The organism is Paraburkholderia sp. BCC1884, assembly GCF_900996225.1.
GTDB lineage: Bacteria > Pseudomonadota > Gammaproteobacteria > Burkholderiales > Burkholderiaceae > Paraburkholderia.
Genome location: NZ_CAAJGL010000079.1, coordinates 254,381 through 272,477, shown reverse-complemented (window position 1 = coordinate 272,477; position 18,097 = coordinate 254,381). Strand labels below are relative to the sequence as shown.

14 protein-coding genes are annotated in these 18,097 nt (G+C 63.7%); 8 read left to right on the top strand and 6 right to left on the bottom strand.

Annotation, left to right across the window (positions count from 1 at the left end; translation table 11 throughout):
• Positions 1 to 22: 22 nt before the first annotated feature.
• Both FQ705_RS16650 and FQ705_RS16645 read right to left on the bottom strand, forming a co-directional pair.
• The gene (locus FQ705_RS16650; RefSeq protein WP_144142955.1) at positions 23 to 976 is read right to left on the bottom strand and encodes a patatin-like phospholipase family protein; all 954 of its coding nucleotides are present in this window, start codon (positions 974 to 976) and stop codon (positions 23 to 25) included.
• 20 nt (positions 977 to 996) lie between these two features.
• Positions 997 to 1,548, bottom strand: coding sequence for a hypothetical protein (locus FQ705_RS16645; protein ID WP_144142953.1), 552 nt, complete (start codon positions 1,546 to 1,548; stop codon positions 997 to 999).
• 196 nt (positions 1,549 to 1,744) lie between these two features.
• Between FQ705_RS16645 and FQ705_RS16640 the strand changes: the two genes are divergently transcribed.
• Positions 1,745 to 2,002: a hypothetical protein gene (locus FQ705_RS16640; RefSeq protein ID WP_144142951.1), complete on the top strand. Its 258-nt coding sequence runs from the start codon at positions 1,745 to 1,747 to the stop codon at positions 2,000 to 2,002.
• Positions 2,003 to 2,096: 94 nt separating this feature from the next.
• Here the strand turns inward: FQ705_RS16640 and FQ705_RS16635 are convergent, their stop codons facing one another.
• Entirely contained in the window at positions 2,097 to 3,698 is a 1,602-nt protein-coding gene (locus FQ705_RS16635; protein ID WP_144142949.1) for a rhodanese-related sulfurtransferase, read from the bottom strand.
• 321 nt (positions 3,699 to 4,019) lie between these two features.
• Between FQ705_RS16635 and FQ705_RS16630 the strand changes: the two genes are divergently transcribed.
• Both FQ705_RS16630 and FQ705_RS16625 read left to right on the top strand, forming a co-directional pair.
• The gene (locus FQ705_RS16630; protein WP_144142947.1) at positions 4,020 to 5,015 is read left to right on the top strand and encodes an LLM class flavin-dependent oxidoreductase; all 996 of its coding nucleotides are present in this window, start codon (positions 4,020 to 4,022) and stop codon (positions 5,013 to 5,015) included.
• A 218-nt stretch (positions 5,016 to 5,233) separates the two neighbouring features.
• The gene (locus tag FQ705_RS16625; protein ID WP_144142945.1) at positions 5,234 to 7,438 is read left to right on the top strand and encodes an OsmC domain/YcaO domain-containing protein; all 2,205 of its coding nucleotides are present in this window, start codon (positions 5,234 to 5,236) and stop codon (positions 7,436 to 7,438) included.
• A 126-nt stretch (positions 7,439 to 7,564) separates the two neighbouring features.
• Here FQ705_RS16625 and FQ705_RS16620 read toward each other — a convergent pair whose 3' ends face one another.
• Positions 7,565 to 8,560 (bottom strand): alpha/beta fold hydrolase, encoded by a 996-nt coding sequence (locus tag FQ705_RS16620; RefSeq protein ID WP_260854545.1) that lies wholly within the window; start codon positions 8,558 to 8,560, stop codon positions 7,565 to 7,567.
• Positions 8,561 to 9,079: 519 nt separating this feature from the next.
• On the opposite strand from FQ705_RS16620, the gene glgC reads away from it, so the two are divergent.
• From glgC to FQ705_RS16595, 5 genes are all read left to right on the top strand, one after another.
• A complete protein-coding gene (glgC, locus tag FQ705_RS16615; RefSeq protein ID WP_144142941.1) occupies positions 9,080 to 10,342 on the top strand; it encodes a glucose-1-phosphate adenylyltransferase in 1,263 nt (420 codons plus the stop codon).
• Between the two features lie 65 nt (positions 10,343 to 10,407).
• A complete protein-coding gene (gene glgA / locus FQ705_RS16610; protein WP_144142939.1) occupies positions 10,408 to 11,868 on the top strand; it encodes a glycogen synthase GlgA in 1,461 nt (486 codons plus the stop codon).
• A gap of 249 nt (positions 11,869 to 12,117) precedes the next feature.
• Positions 12,118 to 12,984 carry a pyridoxal kinase PdxY gene (pdxY, locus tag FQ705_RS16605; protein WP_144142937.1) on the top strand — a complete coding sequence of 289 codons (867 nt, stop codon included), beginning with the start codon at positions 12,118 to 12,120 and terminating at the stop codon, positions 12,982 to 12,984.
• A 146-nt stretch (positions 12,985 to 13,130) separates the two neighbouring features.
• Entirely contained in the window at positions 13,131 to 13,592 is a 462-nt protein-coding gene (locus tag FQ705_RS16600) for a hypothetical protein (RefSeq protein WP_144142935.1), read from the top strand.
• A 394-nt stretch (positions 13,593 to 13,986) separates the two neighbouring features.
• Positions 13,987 to 15,138, top strand: coding sequence for a branched-chain amino acid ABC transporter substrate-binding protein (locus FQ705_RS16595; protein WP_144142933.1), 1,152 nt, complete (start codon positions 13,987 to 13,989; stop codon positions 15,136 to 15,138).
• Between the two features lie 21 nt (positions 15,139 to 15,159).
• Here the strand turns inward: FQ705_RS16595 and FQ705_RS16590 are convergent, their stop codons facing one another.
• Positions 15,160 to 17,070: a DUF3857 domain-containing transglutaminase family protein gene (locus FQ705_RS16590; RefSeq protein WP_144142931.1), complete on the bottom strand. Its 1,911-nt coding sequence runs from the start codon at positions 17,068 to 17,070 to the stop codon at positions 15,160 to 15,162.
• A complete protein-coding gene (locus FQ705_RS16585; RefSeq protein ID WP_144142929.1) occupies positions 17,067 to 18,077 on the bottom strand; it encodes a helix-turn-helix transcriptional regulator in 1,011 nt (336 codons plus the stop codon). Before FQ705_RS16585 ends, FQ705_RS16590 begins: the two co-directional genes overlap by 4 nt.
• Positions 18,078 to 18,097: the final 20 nt, after the last annotated feature.

Below are 18,097 nucleotides of genomic sequence, written 5' to 3'. Positions count from 1 at the left end.
TTTTTCGATAGACGGGGCGCCCCTACTCCATCCCCAGCCGCGCCCGAATCGCCGGCAGCATATGCTCCACCGCCGCGCGCCCTTCTTCGATGGCCGGCGTCGCGCGATGAAAATCGAAAATCCCCATCCCACCCAGACGCGGCTGGATCAGGATATCCGCCGGTTCACCCGCGAGCCGGCTACGCGTGATGCGCACCTGCATGATGTCGATGCTCTGCGCGACCGAACTCAGCATGGAAGGCACGCGTGCACTCGGCGGGGGTGGCACGCGCACGTCGTCGGTGACACTGGACTCGGCTGGCGCGAGCCAGCGCGGCCATGGCTTGCCATTGCGGCGCAGCGCGACCGGCGGTGGCGCAGTCGGGTCGATGGCGGGCGTCTCGACCACCGCGCCGCCGAAATCGCGCCCGTTGAGAATGTCGTTGTTCAGATCGACGGCGATCACGCAGTCGGCCCGCATGCCGCGCGCCACCGATACCGGCACCGGATTGCTCAAGCCGCCGTCCACCAGCCACACGCCGTTGTGCCACACCGGCGTGAAAATGCCGGGAATCGCAATCGACGCACGCACCGCGTCGGTCACGCTGCCATCCTGCAACCAGCTCTCGCGGCCCGAATCGAGTTCGGTGGCCACCGCCGCGAACGGCATGTTCAGTTGCGCGATCGAGCGGCCGGCGAATTTGTCGGCGAATAGCTGGATCACCTTGCGCCCGCCGAGCAGGCCGCCCGAGAAACGCAGATCGAGTAGCCGCACCACCGTTTGCCAGGTGAGCCGCGAGACCCACTCTTCGAGCCAGTCGAGATCGCCGTTCGCATACACGGCGCCCACCAGCGCGCCGATCGACGTGCCGCACACCACGTCGGGCTTGATGCCCGCCTCGTGCAGCGCGCGAATCGCGCCGATATGCGCCCAGCCGCGCGCGGCCCCGCCCCCCAACACCAGCCCGATACGGCTGTATCGACGTCGACGTATCATTTTTTCCCCGCTTTCTGTCGTTATCGCCCACGAATCACGTCGGAGCGCGATGTCGTGTACACCTTCTGGTACTGATCGAAATGCACGTTGAAAATGCCTTCTTCGGTCACGCCGCCTTCGCGCCACTTCCAGCTCCAGACCGTCTCCGGCTTGAGCGGAAACACCGCGATCTGACCGGGTTTGCCGAGCAGGCGCCGCACTTCGTCCTCGCTCATGCCGAGACGGATTTTCCCGAAGTTGGCCGCCGTGAGCACCTGCGTGATGGCCTGCAATTTACCGTCCCGGTCGATGTCGACCATGTACGTATTCAGTCCTTGCGGGCCACGCGGATATTCGAAGCGTTTCGAGCCGTCCGTGAAGGTGCGTTCCGTTTCCGGCTTGCCCATCTGATCGCGGATCTGCGCTTCGGTCGTGACGCCCGGCGTCATGTCCTTGAGGAGCAGCGCGTCGGGTTTGACGGCGTTGAAGAATTCCTTGAGTTTTTGCACGGCTGCATCGCTCTGTTGTTGGTCGCAAGCGGTTAGTGCGAAGCACGCGGTCAGCATCGCGACGGTAAGCAGTTTCAGACTCACAGCGAGTTTTCCTGTCCGGACGCGGGCCATCGGCGACCCGCGTCGAAGTGTGTAGTGTCTGCTACAGGATAACCGCGCGTGCGCGAAACCGCGAGCCGGCGCGCCATGGCAGGTGTGGAGATGTTGCGCGTGGGGAACGACTCAGGAGAAGAACGATGAACAGCTAGGCGCGTGGCGGAACCAGCGGCAAAACGAATTGCAATCCGGCGTCACCAGCAAAAAAGGCGACGCTGTGCAAAGCGTCGCCGAGTCGGTCGATACGGTCAACCGGAAAACCGGACACGGCCTACAGGCCGCCAAAAAAACCCACATCGAGGACGACGCGCAGCGGTCTGATCCGACTAAGCGGGTGAACGACCTTGGCCGCTCACCTTGCACCGTCGCCGGCATCACAGACCGCCGCTTGTCTGGCCGCCCTGGTCCCTCGATAAGCCTTCAGGTGCAGCTAATCTAAACGGATTGCAAGGTTTAGACGAGAGCGCGTTTACACCAAATCGACAGAGGATTCGTGCGCTCTCGCAGCGAGGCAGATCGAGTCGAGGTGCCAGTCAGATCACGCGAAAACCATGCGTGCCGTCGCGAGCGAGTTGCGCGACGAGGCCATATTCCCACTCGAGGTAAGCGTTCATCGCTTCGCGGGCGTGATCGGCGCCTTCATAGGGACGTCGATAGCGATCGATCCGCGCCGACGCGAGCCGCGTCTCACCACTCTCGACCGGCAAGCCCGCCTCGATCCATGCCGTCGTGCCGCCGCTCAGAACCTGCACCGGCTTGCCGGTCAAGGCCGCGACTTCGGGCGCGGCGAAGCGCGCCAGCAGACTGCTGCCGCAGGTCACCACATAGCGCTGGGCATCGGGCAACTTGCGCAAAGCCTCGTCGAGTTCGCTGCGAATCACGAACCACGCACCCGGAATGTGCTGCTTCACATAGTTCGCGCTGGCCGTGAAATCCAGCACGGCGGTGCCTGGAGATTGCAGCAGCGCGGCCAGCGCGCCCGACGTGATTTCCTCCACCTCGGGCGGCGTGGGCGCGAGACGCGCCGCCGGCGCCGCGCCCTTCTCGCCGAAGTCTGCCGGCATCAGGCCGTCGACCACATAGGCGTCGAGGTTCATCTGCTTGAGCCACGACGCGGTCATGTTTGCGCGCACGCCGTCGTTGTCCGCGAGAATCACGCGCGCGCCGCGCACGGGCACGAACACGTCGGTTTCCTGGACTAGCTGGCCGCCCGGCGCGCTGCGAAAACCGGGGACGTGGCCCACTTCGTATTCTTCCGGCGTACGCACGTCGAAGCGATACACGCTGCGCACCGCTTCGTCGGCCCAGCGGCGTGCTTCGTCGCGCGAGGTGCGGCCGACCCGCGCGCGATCGGCAACGCCGCGTGCGGCTTCGGCGGCGGCCAGCCGCTGCGCGTCCTCGACGCGTGGCTCGAAGCGGCGCGTGCTGCCGTGCGCCAGCGCCTGTCCCGCGAGCGTCCAGCCGATCGTACCGTTGCGCAGCGCCGCCACCGGATTGGGCACGCCCGCATTGATCAGCGACTGCGCGCCGATGATGCTGCGCGTACGCCCCGCGCAATTGACGATGATTCGGGTCGCCGGATCTGGGGCGAGCTGGCGGGCGCGCAACACCAGTTCCGCACCCGGCACGCTGATGCTGCCGGGAATAGTCATGGTCTGATATTCGTCGAAGCGGCGGGCGTCGAGGACCACCACATCGGCTTCGCGATCGAGCAGCGCCAGTAGTTGCGGCGCGGTAAACGATGGCGTGTGACGGGTGCTCTCCACCAGTTCGCCGAATGCCTTGCTCGGCACGTTGACGTCCTGAAACAACTCACCGCCGGCCTTGCGCCAGCCTTGCAGGCCGCCGTCGAGCAGCGCGACACCGGTATAGCCCAGTTCGCCGAGACGTCGCGCGGCACGTTCGGCAAGACCTTCGCCGGCATCGAAGACGACAATCGGCACCGCGCGACGCGGCAGGCGCACGGGCGCCTCCAGTTCGAGCCGCGAAAGCGGCAGATGAGCGGCAAAAAGCGGATGACTCTGCGCGTGCGGATCTTCCTCGCGCACGTCGACGAGTGCGATTTCCTCGCCCTCGAGTAGTGCACGGCGCACGTCTTCAAACGAGCGGGTACGAAATGCTTGCGTGAAACTCATGAGATCAGACACTCCCTCGTGGCAATCCAGATGGCCTGGCAACACTGAGCGCGTGAGCGCGCCGCTATTTGCACCGTACACGCGAATGAGGATCGACGTACGTCCACCAAAAACCCTGCACACGTGATGGATAAACCTCGTCGTGATTCGACGCGCGTCAGCCTGCACGCTCAACGTCGTGTGCAATTTCCGCGCCACGCATCGGGCCGGTCAAACTCCCTTCGATCAACGTGGGCATCGAAGCGGTGTCAGCAGAAAACCGCAGGCTTTGCGAGAATGCCCCATCGCGTGAAAGCGCCGGAAACAGCCAATCAACAGACAATGATCCCCTTCTCGGTCCTCGACCTCTCGCCCGTCATCGCAGGCGCCACGCCGGCGGATGCGTTCAAAAATACGCTCGACCTCGCGCAGCACGCGGAAACCTGGAATTACCAGCGTTTCTGGCTCGCGGAGCACCACAACATGACCGGCATCGCCAGTGCGGCTACGTCGGTCGTGATCGGCTATGTGGCCGGCGGCACGAAGACCATTCGCGTCGGCTCGGGCGGCATCATGCTGCCCAACCACGCGCCGCTCGTCATCGCGGAACAGTTCGGCACGCTTGCCTCGCTCTACCCCGGCCGGATCGATCTGGGTCTGGGCCGAGCGCCCGGCACCGATCAAAGCACCGCTCGCGCGCTGCGCCGCGATCTGCAGAACAGCGCCGACTCGTTCCCCGACGACGTCGTCGAATTGCAGCGCTATTTTGCCGACCCCGTGCCGGGCCAGCGTATTCAGGCGGTGCCGGGCGCGGGTCTGCACGTGCCGCTGTGGCTGCTCGGCTCGTCGCTCTTCAGCGCCCAGCTCGCCGCCGCGCTGGGACTGCCGTTTGCGTTCGCCTCGCATTTCGCGCCCGATTACATGCTCACGGCGCTGCAGGTCTATCGCTCGCAATTCCGTCCGTCGGCCACGCTCGACAAACCCCACGCGATGGTCGGCGTCAATCTGTTCGCCGCCGACACCAACGAGGAAGCGCAGCTTCTCTTTACCTCGTTGCAGCAGCAGTTCATCAACCTGCGACGCGGCACGCCGGGACGCTTGCAGCCGCCAGTCGAGCGGCTCGAGGCGTCGGAAATGGAACTGAACAACGTGGCGCACTCGCTTGCCTGCACCGCGATCGGCGATCGCGACGCGGTACGCGAAGGTCTGCAATCGATCATCGCCCAGACCGGTGCCGACGAGCTGATGCTGACCGCACAGATCTACGACCACAAGGCACGCTTGCGCTCGTTCGAGATCGGCGCGCAAGTTCGCGACGAACTGAGTACGAACACGTAACTCGCGTCGGCACTGATGCACGAAAAAGGGCGGCCACGAGCCGCCCTTTGCACGATCACCGGTTTAATCGGGTTTGGCTCGGCGAGGAGTAGTACGGCTGTCGCGGCGCACGTTTAGCGCGTCGCGCCGAGGCGACGGCAACAGCAACTTCATCTCGTGACGGATAATAGCGGGTACATCACGCTACGTTCGTTTGAGCACCATTTTAGGATTCACCCATGGAAATTAAAGTCAACTTCCTCGATAAGCTACGTCTTGAGGCCAAATTCGATGACTTCACGGTAGTGGCCGACCAGCCTATCCGCTATAAAGGCGACGGCTCGGCACCGGGTCCCTTCGATTATTTTCTGGCTTCATCGGCCTTATGCGCAGCTTACTTTGTGAAGTTGTATTGCGTGAATCGCAATATTCCTACGGAAAATATCCGCCTGTCGCAAAACAATATCGTTGATCCGGAAAATCGTTACCAGCAGATTTTCAAGATTCAGGTCGAATTGCCGTCGGATATGTCGGAAGCAGACCGTCGCGGCATTTTGCGGTTTATCGACCGGTGTACGGTCAAAAAAGTGGTGCAGGCCGGACCCGAGTTTGTCATTGAAGAGGTAGAAAACCTCGATGCCGACGCGCAGTCGTTACTGATGCTGAAGCCGGCCACTGACGCCAGCACCTATATTACGGGCAAGGATCTGCCGCTGGAGCAAACCATCGCCAACATGTCGGCCATTCTGGCGGGCCTGGGCATGAAGATTGAAATTGCTTCGTGGCGCAATATCGTTCCGAATGTGTGGTCGCTGCATATCCGCGACGCGCATTCGCCGATGTGTTTTACCAATGGCAAGGGATCGACTAAAGAAAGCGCGTTGGCGTCGGCATTGGGCGAGTTTATCGAGCGCCTGAATTGCAATCATTTCTACGGTGGTGCGTTCTGGGGTGAAGACATCGCCAATGCGGCGTTTGTCCATTACCCGAACGAACGCTGGTTTAAACCCGGCCGCAAGGATGCATTACCAGCGGAAATTCTGGATGAGCACTGCCGGGAAATTTTCAATCCCGAAGGCGAATTACGTGGCTCGCATCTTTACGATACCAACTCCGGCAATGTGCAGCGCGGTATCTGTTCGCTGCCGTTCGTGCGGCAGTCGGACGGCGAAGTGGTGTACTTTCCGTCCAACCTGATCGAGAACCTGTACGTCAGCAATGGCATGAGCGCCGGCAATACGCTGGCCGAAGCGCAGGTGCAATGTCTGTCCGAAATATTCGAACGGGCGGTGAAGCGCGAAATCATCGAGGGTGAAATCGCACTGCCCGATGTGCCGCAGGAAGTGCTGGCGAAGTACCCTGGCATTCTGGCCGGGATTCGGGGCCTGGAAGAGCAAGGTTTTCCGGTGCTCGTAAAGGATGCCTCGCTGGGTGGGGTCTACCCGTTGATGTGCGTCACATTGATGAACCCGCGCACAGGCGGCGTCTTTGCGTCGTTTGGCGCTCATCCGAGCTTCGAGGTGGCGCTGGAACGGAGTCTGACGGAATTGCTGCAGGGGCGCAGTTTTGAAGGCCTGAACGATTTACCTCAGCCCACCTTTGTCAGTAACGCCGTTACTGAATCGAATAACTTTGTTGAACACTTCATTGATTCCAGCGGTGTAGTGTCGTGGCGTTTTTTCAGCGCCAAAGCGGACTACGAGTTCGTCGAATGGGATTTCTCTGCTCAGGGTGAAAACTCGAATGCCGAGGAAGCCGCAACGTTGTTCGGAATTCTCGAACAGATGGGCAAAGAGGCGTACATGGCGGTGTATGACCAGTTGGGCGCCGTGGCCTGCCGGATTTTAGTGCCGGGTTATTCCGAAGTTTATCCCGTAGAGGATTTGATCTGGGATAACACAAACAAGGCGCTGTTGTTCCGTGCCGATATTCTGAATGTGCACCGTCTGGACGATGCCGCGCTGGCAGCAATGCTTGAGCGGCTGGACAACAGTGAACTGGATGAATACTCCGATATCGCCACCTTGATCGGTATTGAGTTCGACGAGAATACGGATTGGGGGCAGTTGACCGTCATCGAGTTGAAGCTGCTGATCAATCTTGCCTTGCAGCAATTCGAAACGGCGCAGGAGCTGGTTGGCGCTTTCCTGCAGTACAACGACAACACGGTTGAGCGCGGCTTGTTTTACCAGGCCTTGAACGTGGTACTGGAGGTGCTGCTCGATGACGACCTCGATCTGAAGGATTACGAGGCCAACTTCCGCCGGATGTTTGGCAACGCGCGCATGGATGCGGCAATGGGGTCCGTGGACGGTACCGTGCGCTTCTACGGATTGACGCCGACGAGTATGAAACTGGAGGGCCTCGACAGGCACCATCGCCTGATCGACAGCTACAGAAAGTTGCATACGGCGCGGGCCAAAGCGGCGGACAGCGCGAAGTGAAGTTGCGAGCGGGGGCTGGACGCGCTGATGCCGTTCATGCCCCGCTCGAAACATACAGGCTTGATAGTTGAGCGCCCGCCACCTGCGTCTGTCGGCAAGTGGCGAGACGGAAATCCGCTTACCTGCTCAACGATTTTCCGGCGCTGCTGCCAGCCAGTCCAGCAGCGCCTTATGAAACGCCTGCGGATCCTGCATCTGCGGCGCGTGGCCGTCATCAGGAAATTCGACCAGCGTCGCATGCGGAATCGCCTCCGCGGCAGCCTTGCCCAGTTCCGGGTAATGACCGATCTTCGCTTGCACCTCGGGCGGCGCCGCATCCTTGCCGATCGCCGTGGTGTCCTTCTGGCCGATCAGCAGCAGCGTCGGCATGCTCAATTGCCCCAGTTGGTATACCACCGGTTGCGTGTCGATCATGTCGTACAGCAGCGCGGAATTCCACGCGACGATCCGCTTGCCGGGTCCCCGGTACATCCCCGCCAGCATTTGCACCCACGGTTCGTAGTCGGCGCGCCACTGGCCCGCGTAATACGTGGCCTGCTCGTAGCGGCGAATGCCGTCGGCGTTCGTCTTCAATTCGCGCTCATACCATTGATCGACCGAGAGCGAAGGCACGCCCTTCGCCTGCCAGTCCTCGAGGCCGATCGGGTTGACCAGCACCAGTTGCCGAGTCTCCTGCGGATACATCAGCGCATAGCGGATCGCGAGCATGCCGCCGGTCGAATGACCGATCATCGTGGCCTCGCTCACGCCCAGCGACGCCAGCAAAGCATGGGTGTTGCGCGCGAGTTGCTGGAAGCTGTACTGATAGTGCTCGGGCTTGCTCGATTTGCAGAAGCCGATCTGATCGGGCGCGATCACACGGTAGCCGGCGTCGCTCAGACGCTGGATGGTGGCCGCCCACGTCGCCGCGCAAAAATTCTTGCCGTGCAGCAGCACCGCCGTGCGCCCGTTCGGATGGGCCGGCCGGACGTCCATGTACGCCATATGCAGCGCGACGCCTTGCGAGGTGAAATCGTATTGTTCGACAGGTGCCGGGTAGTTGAACCCTTGCAACTCGGGGCCGTACGCCGGACCAGGGCCATTGGCGGCCGAGGCGGCGCAAGCGGCCGACACGGACGCCATGACTAGCGCGCTGGCGCCGAACCTGGCGAGCAGGGAAAGGCAGCGGAAACTCATCGATATTTTTTGCAATTGAAAAAGATGAAAAAGGCGACGGGGAGAAGAGGCGCACCGCTATCCCGGAGAACCGCTTCCCGCACGCGGACGATTCTACGTCGCACCACCCCGCTTTGCTGGCGCTCACGCAGGCTCATCGCGCCGCGGGCGGTCGTGGCACGCATATTGCGGCGACTCACCTCGCGCCCTATGTGTCGTGGCGCACGGAGACGGTCCGTGCAAGAGTTGATCGTGGACAAGGTAGCGACGAACGCGACGTCCGCACAATTCAGACTACTCGCTGCCGGCCAATCGGTGCTAGAACTAGCTGACGGACCGCGCGACAGACGGCGGCCGCCTGGCAGCACGAAACGTCGGTGACGAGCAGGCATACCAGATCACCCGGGGCATACTAATCATCAACTATCTTGCAGACGACCCGAGTTGGCGCCAACCCGCCACCTCGCGTCGGCAAAGGAGACTGACATGGACACGCCGGCACGGCTGAACGATCTGCAACGCACCACCCTCGCCATCGTCCTCGCGGGCGGACGGGGCACGCGGCTCGGGCCGCTCACCAATAAACGCGTCAAGCCGGCGGTGCACTTCGGCGGCAAGTACCGGATCATCGACTTTGCGCTGTCCAACTGTCTGAACTCCGGCATCCGCCGCATCGCGGTGGTCACGCAGTACAAGGCGCACTCGCTGCTGCGCCATCTGCAGCGCGGCTGGAGTTTCCTGCGCGGCGATTTCGGCGAATTCATCGACCTGTGGCCCGCGCAGCAGCGCGTGGAAGGCGCCCACTGGTATCGCGGCACGGCCGACGCCGTATTCCAGAACCTCGACATCATCCGCTCGATCCGGCCGAAATACGTGGTGGTGCTGGCGGGCGATCACATCTACAAGATGGACTACACGCGCATGATCGCGGACCACGCGGAAAGCGGCGCGGACTGCACCGTGGGCTGTATCGAAGTGCCGCGTATGGAGGCGGTGGCCTTCGGCGTGATGGCGGTGGATGAAAACCGCCGCGTCACGGGCTTCGTCGAAAAGCCCGCCGATCCGCCCGCGATGCCCGGCCGTCCCGACATCGCGCTCGCGAGCATGGGCATCTACGTCTTCAACGCGGACTACCTGTACTCGTTGCTGGAAGAGAACATCTCCAGCCTCGACACCGATCACGACTTCGGCAAGGACATCCTGCCGCGCGTCGTGACCCAAGGCACGGCGATCGCGCATCCGTTCAGCATGTCGTGCGTGTCGTCGGACCCGAACGTCGAGCCGTACTGGCGCGACGTCGGCACGATCGACGCCTACTGGGCCGCCAATCTCGACCTCGCCTCCACCATCCCGACGCTCGATCTCTACGACCGTAGCTGGCCGATCTGGACGTACACGGAACAGTTGCCGCCCGCCAAGTTCGTGCGCGACATGAAGGGCCTGCAGGGTTCGGGCAACAATCTGATCGTGTGCGGCGGCTGCGTGATTTCGGGTTCGCAGATTTCGCGCTCGGTGCTGTCGTCGAACGTCAAGGTGAGTTCATTCTGTAATATCAATGAGGCAGTCTTGTTGCCGCAGGTGACCGTCGGCCCGAGTTGCCGGCTGCAGAAGGTGGTGATCGACCGCGGTTGCACGATCCCGGAAGGCACGGTGATCGGCGAAGATCCGGTCGCCGACGCGGAACGCTTCTACCGCACCGACGACGGCGTCGTGCTGGTCACGCCTGAATCGCTGCGGCCCAAAGGCTAACCAACCCGGCCCCGCGCCGCCCGCGCCAACCGCCTGCCCCGATCAACCGGAACGAGACCGAGCCTATGACGATTCGCGCCCTGCACGTCGCAAGCGAGCTGTATCCCCTCCTCAAAACGGGCGGTCTCGCCGACGTCGCGGGCGCGTTGCCGCCCGCGCTGATCGAACGCGGCGCCGACGTGCGGGTGCTGCTGCCGGGCTTCCCGGCGGTGATCGCCGGTTTGAGCGATCTGCGTCCGGTCGCCGGGTTGGGCCGTCGCTTCGATGCGCCGGACGTCACGCTCGAAAGGGGCACGCTGGCGTCGAACGGGCTGGTCGTCTACGTGATTCGCGCCGGCACGCTGTACGACCGCCCCGGCAATCCCTATCTGAACGACGAACACGTGCCTTATGGCGACAACGCCCAGCGTTTCGCCCTGCTCGGCTGGGTCGCCGCACAACTGGCGCAGCAGCTGGACCCGGCGTGGTCGCCGCAGATCGTCCACGCGCACGACTGGCACGCGGGACTCGCACCCGCCTATCTGAAAGCGGCCGAACGCGAGCACGGCCGCTCGTTCGCGCGCAGCGTGTTCACCGTTCACAATCTGGCCTATCAAGGCGTTTTTCCGGCCCATCAGTTCGGCCAACTCGGCTTGCCGAACGATTTTTTCAACATGCACGGCGTCGAGTTCTATGGACAGATGTCGTTCCTCAAGGCGGGCCTCTACTACAGCGACCGCATCACCACCGTCAGCCCGACCTACGCCCGCGAAATCCAGACGCTTGCCCAGGGCGGCGGTCTCGACGCGTTGCTACGGCATCGCTCGCACGATCTGAGCGGCATATTGAACGGGGTCGACTACAGCGTGTGGAATCCGGCCAGCGACGCACTGCTCGGCGCTCACTACAGCGCGACGCGTCTCGCCGGCAAGATTGCCTGCAAGGAAGCGCTGCAAAAGCGCTTCGGCCTGGCGCAAAAAAGCGATGCGCTGCTGTTCGGCGTCGTGAGCCGTCTGACCGAACAGAAAGGCCTCGATCTGCTGCTCGAAGCGGTGCCCGAAATCGTCAGGCGCGGCGGCCAACTGGTGGTATTCGGCACCGGCGACCCGGCGCTGGAAAACGGTTTGAAACGCGTCTCGCAGACCCACCCCGAGTCGGTGGCGGTGGAGCTGGGCTTCGATGAAACGCTCGCGCACACGATCATCGCGGGCAGCGACGTGGTCGCGGTGCCCTCGCGCTTCGAGCCGTGCGGACTGACGCAGCTGTATGCGCTCGCCTATGGATCGCTGCCGCTCGTGCATTGCGTCGGCGGACTTGCGGACACGGTCGTGGATGCCTCGCTCGAAAACCTCGCCGACGATCTCGCCACGGGCTTCGTCTTCGAGAAGTTCGAGCTCAAAGGCATAGGCGCGGCCATTCGGCGCGCCTTCGCCCTGCATGGGCGCCGCACCGAGTGGAAAGCGACCCAGCGGCGCGCCATGCGCCAGGACTTCGGCTGGGGCGCCTCGGCCGAGCGCTATCTGGCGTTGTACCGCGAGCTGGCCTGAGGGCTGAGTCCGGCGCCTCGCCTCGTCGACGCCGCCCGGCATGTGATGGCGCGACGCAACAACTCGGGGACGGATCGCCTCGCGGTGGGCAAACTCATGTATTGTTTCCAGACCATGCAGAGCGTGCATTTTTCCTGCACCATCTGAAGGAGCCCTGCCGCACAGGCGCCCGGCGCATGCCGGCGCGCGTTACGCGGCGCACCCTAGCCGTTCCCACTGATCGCGCACGACGCCTGCGCGGGCCACACCATGACAAAAAACGTTCTGAGCATTCAGTCACATGTCGTCTTCGGGCACGCCGGCAACAGCGCCGCCGAATTCCCGATGCGCCGGCTCGGCGTCAATGTCTGGCCGCTCAATACCGTGCAGTTTTCCAATCACACGCAATACGGCCATTGGACCGGCAGCGCGATCGGCGCCTCGCAGATGGAAGACCTGGTCGAGGGCATCGGCGCGATCGGCATGCTGCCGCGCTGCGATGCTGTGCTTTCCGGCTATCTCGGGACGCCGGAGCAGGCGCAGTCGGTGGTCGAAATCGTCAAGGCCGTGAAGGCCGCCAATCCGCGTGCCTGGTACTTCTGCGATCCCGTGATGGGCGCGGCGAGCGGCTGCAAGGTCGAACCGGGTATTCAGGAGTTTCTCGTGCGCACCATGCCGTCGGTGGCCGACGCGATGGCGCCGAACCATACCGAACTGCAGCGGCTCGCGGGCCGCGAGATCGACACGCTGGAAGAAGCCGTGACGGCGTGCCGCGAACTCATCGCGCGCGGCCCGAAGCTCGTGCTGGTCAAACATCTGCTCGACCGCAACAGCCCTGCCGACCGCTTCAACATGCTGGTCGTCACCGAACGCGAGGCGTGGATGGGACAGCGCCCGCTCTACCCGTTCGCGCGGCAACCGGTGGGCGTCGGCGATCTGACGAGCGCGGTGTTCGTCGCGCGCACGCTGCTCGGCGATTCGATTCGCGCGGCTTTCGAGCACACGCTCGCCGCGGTCAACGCGGTCGTCAAGACTACCTGGCAGGCAGGCCGCTATGAGCTGGAACTGGTGGCCGCGCAGGACGAAATCGCCCAGCCGCGCGAGTGGTTCGATGCTTGGGCAGCGGACACGGCCTGAGCGGCTTGCACCGCCCGACAAGGTGTCAGTCGGCCGCCGGTGCCGTTGTCAGCCGGGCGTCCTATAATGCGTGCCGCGTGGACGTGGCAATGCGCCCGTCCAGAAGCATTTTTTCAGGCATCCGGTTTTCAGCAGACGAGGCATCGATGGACGGTTATATCCGCAGCGAGCGGGAAGAGTTTTTTGAACAGTTGTGCATCAGCGTGGACGCCGACGAGGCGCACGAACAGGAAGCGATCGAGTTCTTCGAGAATCAGTTCGACCAGGCCGATTTCGATCCCACCCAGTGGCTCGACATCGCGCTCTTCTACTCGCCGGCAGTGGCGCGCGGCATCGTCGACATGGTGACGCCCGACGACAAGGCGCGCAGCAATATCGCCGAAGTGATCGCCGACAACCTCGACATCTCCTACGGCGAGGACGAATGCGAGCAGTTCGCCGAGACGATCGAGTTCGCGTTGAACAACGGCGTGCCGGTCGATCTCGACCTGGTGCTCGACGGCTGCCAGCGCGCCATCGACGATCTCGACACCTGGGCCGACGACGAAACCAAGGCGCCGCTGTTGCGTCTGCGTGAAGAGTTGTTGCGCCAGCAGGGCGAGCGTTGAACGCCGCACGCTAAGTCCCGATCCGCGCCGGCCGTTCGCGCCGGCCTCTTAAGCATGTGCCGCAATCCTCACTCCGCATGAGCCCACCCGCAGCCCGCCAGCGTACGCGCTGAGCGGCCTGTGCCGAAATGCTCATTCAAAGCGCCTCGAACTGCCAAGACGACGGCAAATTGGCTTTCTATATTCGCGCCAGATTGATCGGCGCGTGACGCGTCACGGGTACTCAGGCACAACGCAAGCGCCGCGCAACTGCGCGTATTCCAGCATTGTTTATGGCGACCGATCATCCGTAGTCTCTCGATGCGCACCTGGCGAATCTGCCAACCCGCGCGTCGAACCAGCGTAACTGCCTTGCCGCTTTCACACCCTGAAACTGTCGATGGAAGGAGAGACCATGAGTCTTCGCAACACGCTGAAACCCCTTGCTCTGTTCGTTGGCGCCCTGTTCGCTATCGCGCCGGCCGCCAGTTTCGCCGACGACCTGCCGGTGAAAATCGGCTTCGCCGCCCCGTTGACGGGGGCCAACGCCGGTTACGGCAAGGACCTGGAGAACGGTGTCCGGCTCGCCATTGAAGAAGCCAACGCGCAGAAGATCAAGATCGGCGACAAGGTGGCGCAATTCCAGCTCGTCTCCGAAGACGATCAGGCCGACCCGCGCATCGGCGTGCAGGCGGCGCAAAAACTGGTCGACGCGGGCGTGGCGGCAGTCGTCGGCCACTTCAATTCGGGCACCACGATTCCGGCCTCGCAGGTCTACGAGCAGGCCGGCATTCCGGTGATCGATCCGGCCGCCACCAATCCCATCATCACGGGACGCGGCTTTGCCAACACCTTCATGGTGATTTCCACCGACGCGCAAAACGCCGGCAACGCAGGCGTCTACGCGGTCGAGGTGAGCAAGGCCAAACGCATCGCCATCATCGACGACCGGACCGCGTTCGGACAGGGCGAAGCCGACGAGTTCGAGAAGGCGGTGAAGGCTCACGGCGGCACGATCCTCACGCGTGAATACACCGACAACAAGGCGGTGGACTTCAGCACCCAGGTCACCAAGATCAAATCGATCAATGCCGATCTGGTGTTCTTCGGCGGCCTCGACACGCAGGCTGCGGGCTTTGCCAAGCGCATGAAGCAACTGGGATTGAATGCGCAACTGGTGGGCGGCGGCGGCGTGATGGACGAGGACTTCATCAAGCTCGCCGGCGACGCGGCCGAAGGCGTGCAGGCCTGGGAATACGGCCGTCCGCTGGCTCAGTTGCCGGGCGGCAAGGACTTCTCCGCGAAGTTCAAGAAGCGCTTCGGGGTGGACATCCTCTCGTATGCGCCGTTCGGCTATGACGGCGCGTGGGCCGCGATCAAGGCGATGCAGCAGGCCAAATCCAGCTCGCCGGCGGTCTATCGTCCGGTGCTGAAGGCGATCGATTTCGACGGCGTGACCGGCAAGATTTCGTTCGACAGCACGGGCGCATTGAAGAGCGGTTCGTCCACGCTGTATCAGGTGAAGAACGGCGCATGGGTGCCGATCGTCACCAAGAGCGGCAGTTAAGGTCGCCGCCCGCGCAGCAAATCAGTTCGCCACCTTGACTACGACCTCGGCATCGAGATCCCGCTCGACACGCACGAGGTCGTCCTTCATCGCGGCGAACTCATCCGCTGAACACATCTGATGGCCGAAGGCGGCACGCAAGTGCCGCCTCACCTGCAAGACCCGCGTGGCAGGATCGAAAACATAGCGCGATGAGAACGTCAGGAAGCGATCCTGCAGCGTCGTCTCGCCGGGCACATCCGTCACGCGCGCGAAATGCGGCAGCGTGATTTCCAGGGTCTCGTCGTATTCCCCGCCGATGCAGGCCCAAGGCTGCGTGCGCGCGGGCTCCTCCAGCCACGCCTGCACCTGCGAACCCATGCCGCCGGAGAAACTGGTCAGCGCCGGCACGGCCGTGGTGCCGTCGGTCCAGATGAAGTGCTCCACCGTCCCCTGCATCGACGTGGCGAACGGTCCCTGCGTCGCGCTTACGTCATCCGTGCGCAACTGCGCCGTGCCGTGCAGGCCCGTCGCCAGCAGACGGTTCGCCGCGATCTGCTGGGTCCGCTGGCGGGTCGCGCGCCGGAATGTATTGCGCTCGATTTCCGCGCTGAAGCCCACGTCCTCGGCCCGATAGGCGTAATGCGCCGCGCCGTTTTCGTCGACCTCGATCTGCAGGCGCGCGTTGCGCTCGCGCAATTGCGTGGCCGGCGTGCGCGCCAGCACGCCCTCGTCGACCAGTAGCACTGGCCGGTCCATAACACTCGGCGGCAAATAGCCGAAGCCCACGCCGCCCGAAGTCGTATCCGCGAACAGTGACAAGTCGGGAATCCACAGGATCGCATGATTGATCGCGCTCGAGCCGTAGCCGGGCACGTCCGGCAAGCTGTAGTACGGCCCGAGATTGAGCAGCACCGCTTCACTGCGTATGCCGACAGCCGCCAGCAACGCGCCGTAGAGCGCGACGTAGTCCTTGCAGTCGCCATACCGGTTGTGGAGGATGTCGATCGCCTTGTGCGGGATCGCCGCCGTCTCGCCGAGAAACAGGGCCACGTAGCGGATGTTCAAACGCATCCAGTCGTAAAGGATTTGCGCCTTCACGCGCGGGTCGGCAGTGCTGGCGCTCAGGCCTTGCGCGAGCCGCACGATCGCGGGGTCGCCGATGGTGGCGTCCGTCGCCGGTCCGCGATAGCGCGCGGCGAAGCTCGCGAAGTCCGGCACCGTCGACACCATCAAACGATCACCCCAGTTCGCGTAGCCCACCGCGCCGGTTTCGAGTCGCGCATAGGGCCCATGCCGATAATCGAACTCGTAGCGAGTGCGGCCGTTGGCCGTGACCGGCGGCACCGCGACGTAACCCCGCGTATCGGCATAGAGCGGCACCTCGGCGGGCAGATCGAAGATCAGGCGCTGCAACTCGACGGGGTCGCGCGTCGGTTCCACCAGGTAAGCGAAGGTGCCGGCCTGCAGCGGCTTCGTGCGGGTCTTGCGAAACGCCAGATGCACGCGCGAGCCCGGCTCCACGCCGGGGAAGATCACCGTGCGCAACACGCCGTCCTCGAAACTCGGCGCGCCGGCCGAGCGCGGCTCCTGCACGTCGCGGATCGCCTCGGGACCGACGGGATGCACGGTACCGTCGGGGTCGATCGTTTCGGCGGCCAGCAACTGCACCTGCTCAATGTCCTTGTTGAACCACACGTAGCGCTGCGCGATCTCGTCGACGCCGCTCGTCGTGTTGGCCCGCAGGATCGTGTCGTCATGCTCCTCGATCGAGCCGTCCTTCTGGATCGTGAAGAGGTGGACGTCGCGCTCCATCGTGAAAGGCACGCGATCGCCGTCGGATGCCGGGGGTGCAGTGTCGGCGACCGCCGCGCTGGCGAGCGCCACCGCACACGCCCCGAGCACCCACCCGGCGGCTAATCTGACGAACGCGACCGCGACACGACGCGTCATGCGCGAGCCGCCCTGCCGCGCGCGCGCCAGGCTCGCGGCGTTGCCGCAAACTCCGCGCGAAACGCGTGATTGAAATTCGACAGATCGTTGAAGCCGCAATCGAATGCGATATCGACCACTTTGGTGCCACCGTCCCGAAGGCGCAGCGCGGCGGTTCGCAAACGCGCGCGCAACAGGTATTGATGCGGCGTCACGCCGGCCACGCGCTGGAAGGTGCGCAGAAAATAGAATTCGCTCAAACCCGCCGCGGCGGCGAGGCTGGTGAGCGTATGGGCTGCGCCGGGGGTGTCGTCGATCAGGCGGATGACCTGTGCGACGCGCGCTGAGACGGCGGCGCCCGGAGCCGCCGTGGGGTTCTTCAACGATCCCACCGCTTGCATCGTTGCAACAGCCAGTTCGACAGCGAGTTCGTGCCAGGCGGCTCGATGAGGATCGTATTCAGACGCGCGTGCACTTGCATGATCGGAGGCGCGCCGACTCGCGCACTCACCCGCGCGGTGACTCTGGCGATCGGGCGCATCACCACCCGCCTGTTCGGCTCCCGTAACGGCCGTCGCGCACGCTCGCGCGATGAGTGGCGACAACGCCCGCAGCGTCGGCAAGCGCACATGGTTGAAGCGCAGCGGACCACGCCCGAGCCCGGCATCGACGGCAAGGCGTTCGAAGTACGCCGGTGCATAGCGAAACGCGATGCACCGATCCCCCGCGCCGTGCCGGTGTCCGCATTCGAAACAGTCGCCCGGATTGCCGAGCAGCAACGAGCCGGGCGTGAGCAATTCGCGGCCCGTCGCCGCGCGATAGCCGAACGATCCCGACGCGACCATCGCGATGCACATGCCCGCGTGCCGCTCTTCGAAGGGCCGGTCATGTGGACCGAAGGTGCAAACGATATCCGCGACATTCCATCCCTCGCCGTGGGCGAGCGGACGCGCGGCGGTACTGCCGGGCGCACCCTGCTGCTCGCGCCTGGCAAGCGCCTGGTCGAGCGTGATGGCAATTTTCCCCAAGATGCACCTCGGCTGAGTCC

Excerpts from the sequence above, each read along its gene's own strand:
- FQ705_RS16650 (WP_144142955.1), bottom strand. The coding sequence starts at position 976 with ATGATACGTCGACGTCGATACAGCCGTATCGGGCTGGTGTTGGGGGGC.
- FQ705_RS16635 (WP_144142949.1), bottom strand. The coding sequence starts at position 3,698 with ATGAGTTTCACGCAAGCATTTCGTACCCGCTCGTTTGAAGACGTGCGC.
- FQ705_RS16630 (WP_144142947.1), top strand. The coding sequence starts at position 4,020 with ATGATCCCCTTCTCGGTCCTCGACCTCTCGCCCGTCATCGCAGGCGCC.
- FQ705_RS16625 (WP_144142945.1), top strand. The coding sequence starts at position 5,234 with ATGGAAATTAAAGTCAACTTCCTCGATAAGCTACGTCTTGAGGCCAAA.
- FQ705_RS16620 (WP_260854545.1), bottom strand. The coding sequence starts at position 8,560 with ATGGCGTCCGTGTCGGCCGCTTGCGCCGCCTCGGCCGCCAATGGCCCT.
- glgC (WP_144142941.1), top strand. The coding sequence starts at position 9,080 with ATGGACACGCCGGCACGGCTGAACGATCTGCAACGCACCACCCTCGCC.
- glgA (WP_144142939.1), top strand. The coding sequence starts at position 10,408 with ATGACGATTCGCGCCCTGCACGTCGCAAGCGAGCTGTATCCCCTCCTC.
- pdxY (WP_144142937.1), top strand. The coding sequence starts at position 12,118 with ATGACAAAAAACGTTCTGAGCATTCAGTCACATGTCGTCTTCGGGCAC.
- FQ705_RS16600 (WP_144142935.1), top strand. The coding sequence starts at position 13,131 with ATGGACGGTTATATCCGCAGCGAGCGGGAAGAGTTTTTTGAACAGTTG.
- FQ705_RS16595 (WP_144142933.1), top strand. The coding sequence starts at position 13,987 with ATGAGTCTTCGCAACACGCTGAAACCCCTTGCTCTGTTCGTTGGCGCC.
- FQ705_RS16590 (WP_144142931.1), bottom strand. The coding sequence starts at position 17,070 with ATGACGCGTCGTGTCGCGGTCGCGTTCGTCAGATTAGCCGCCGGGTGG.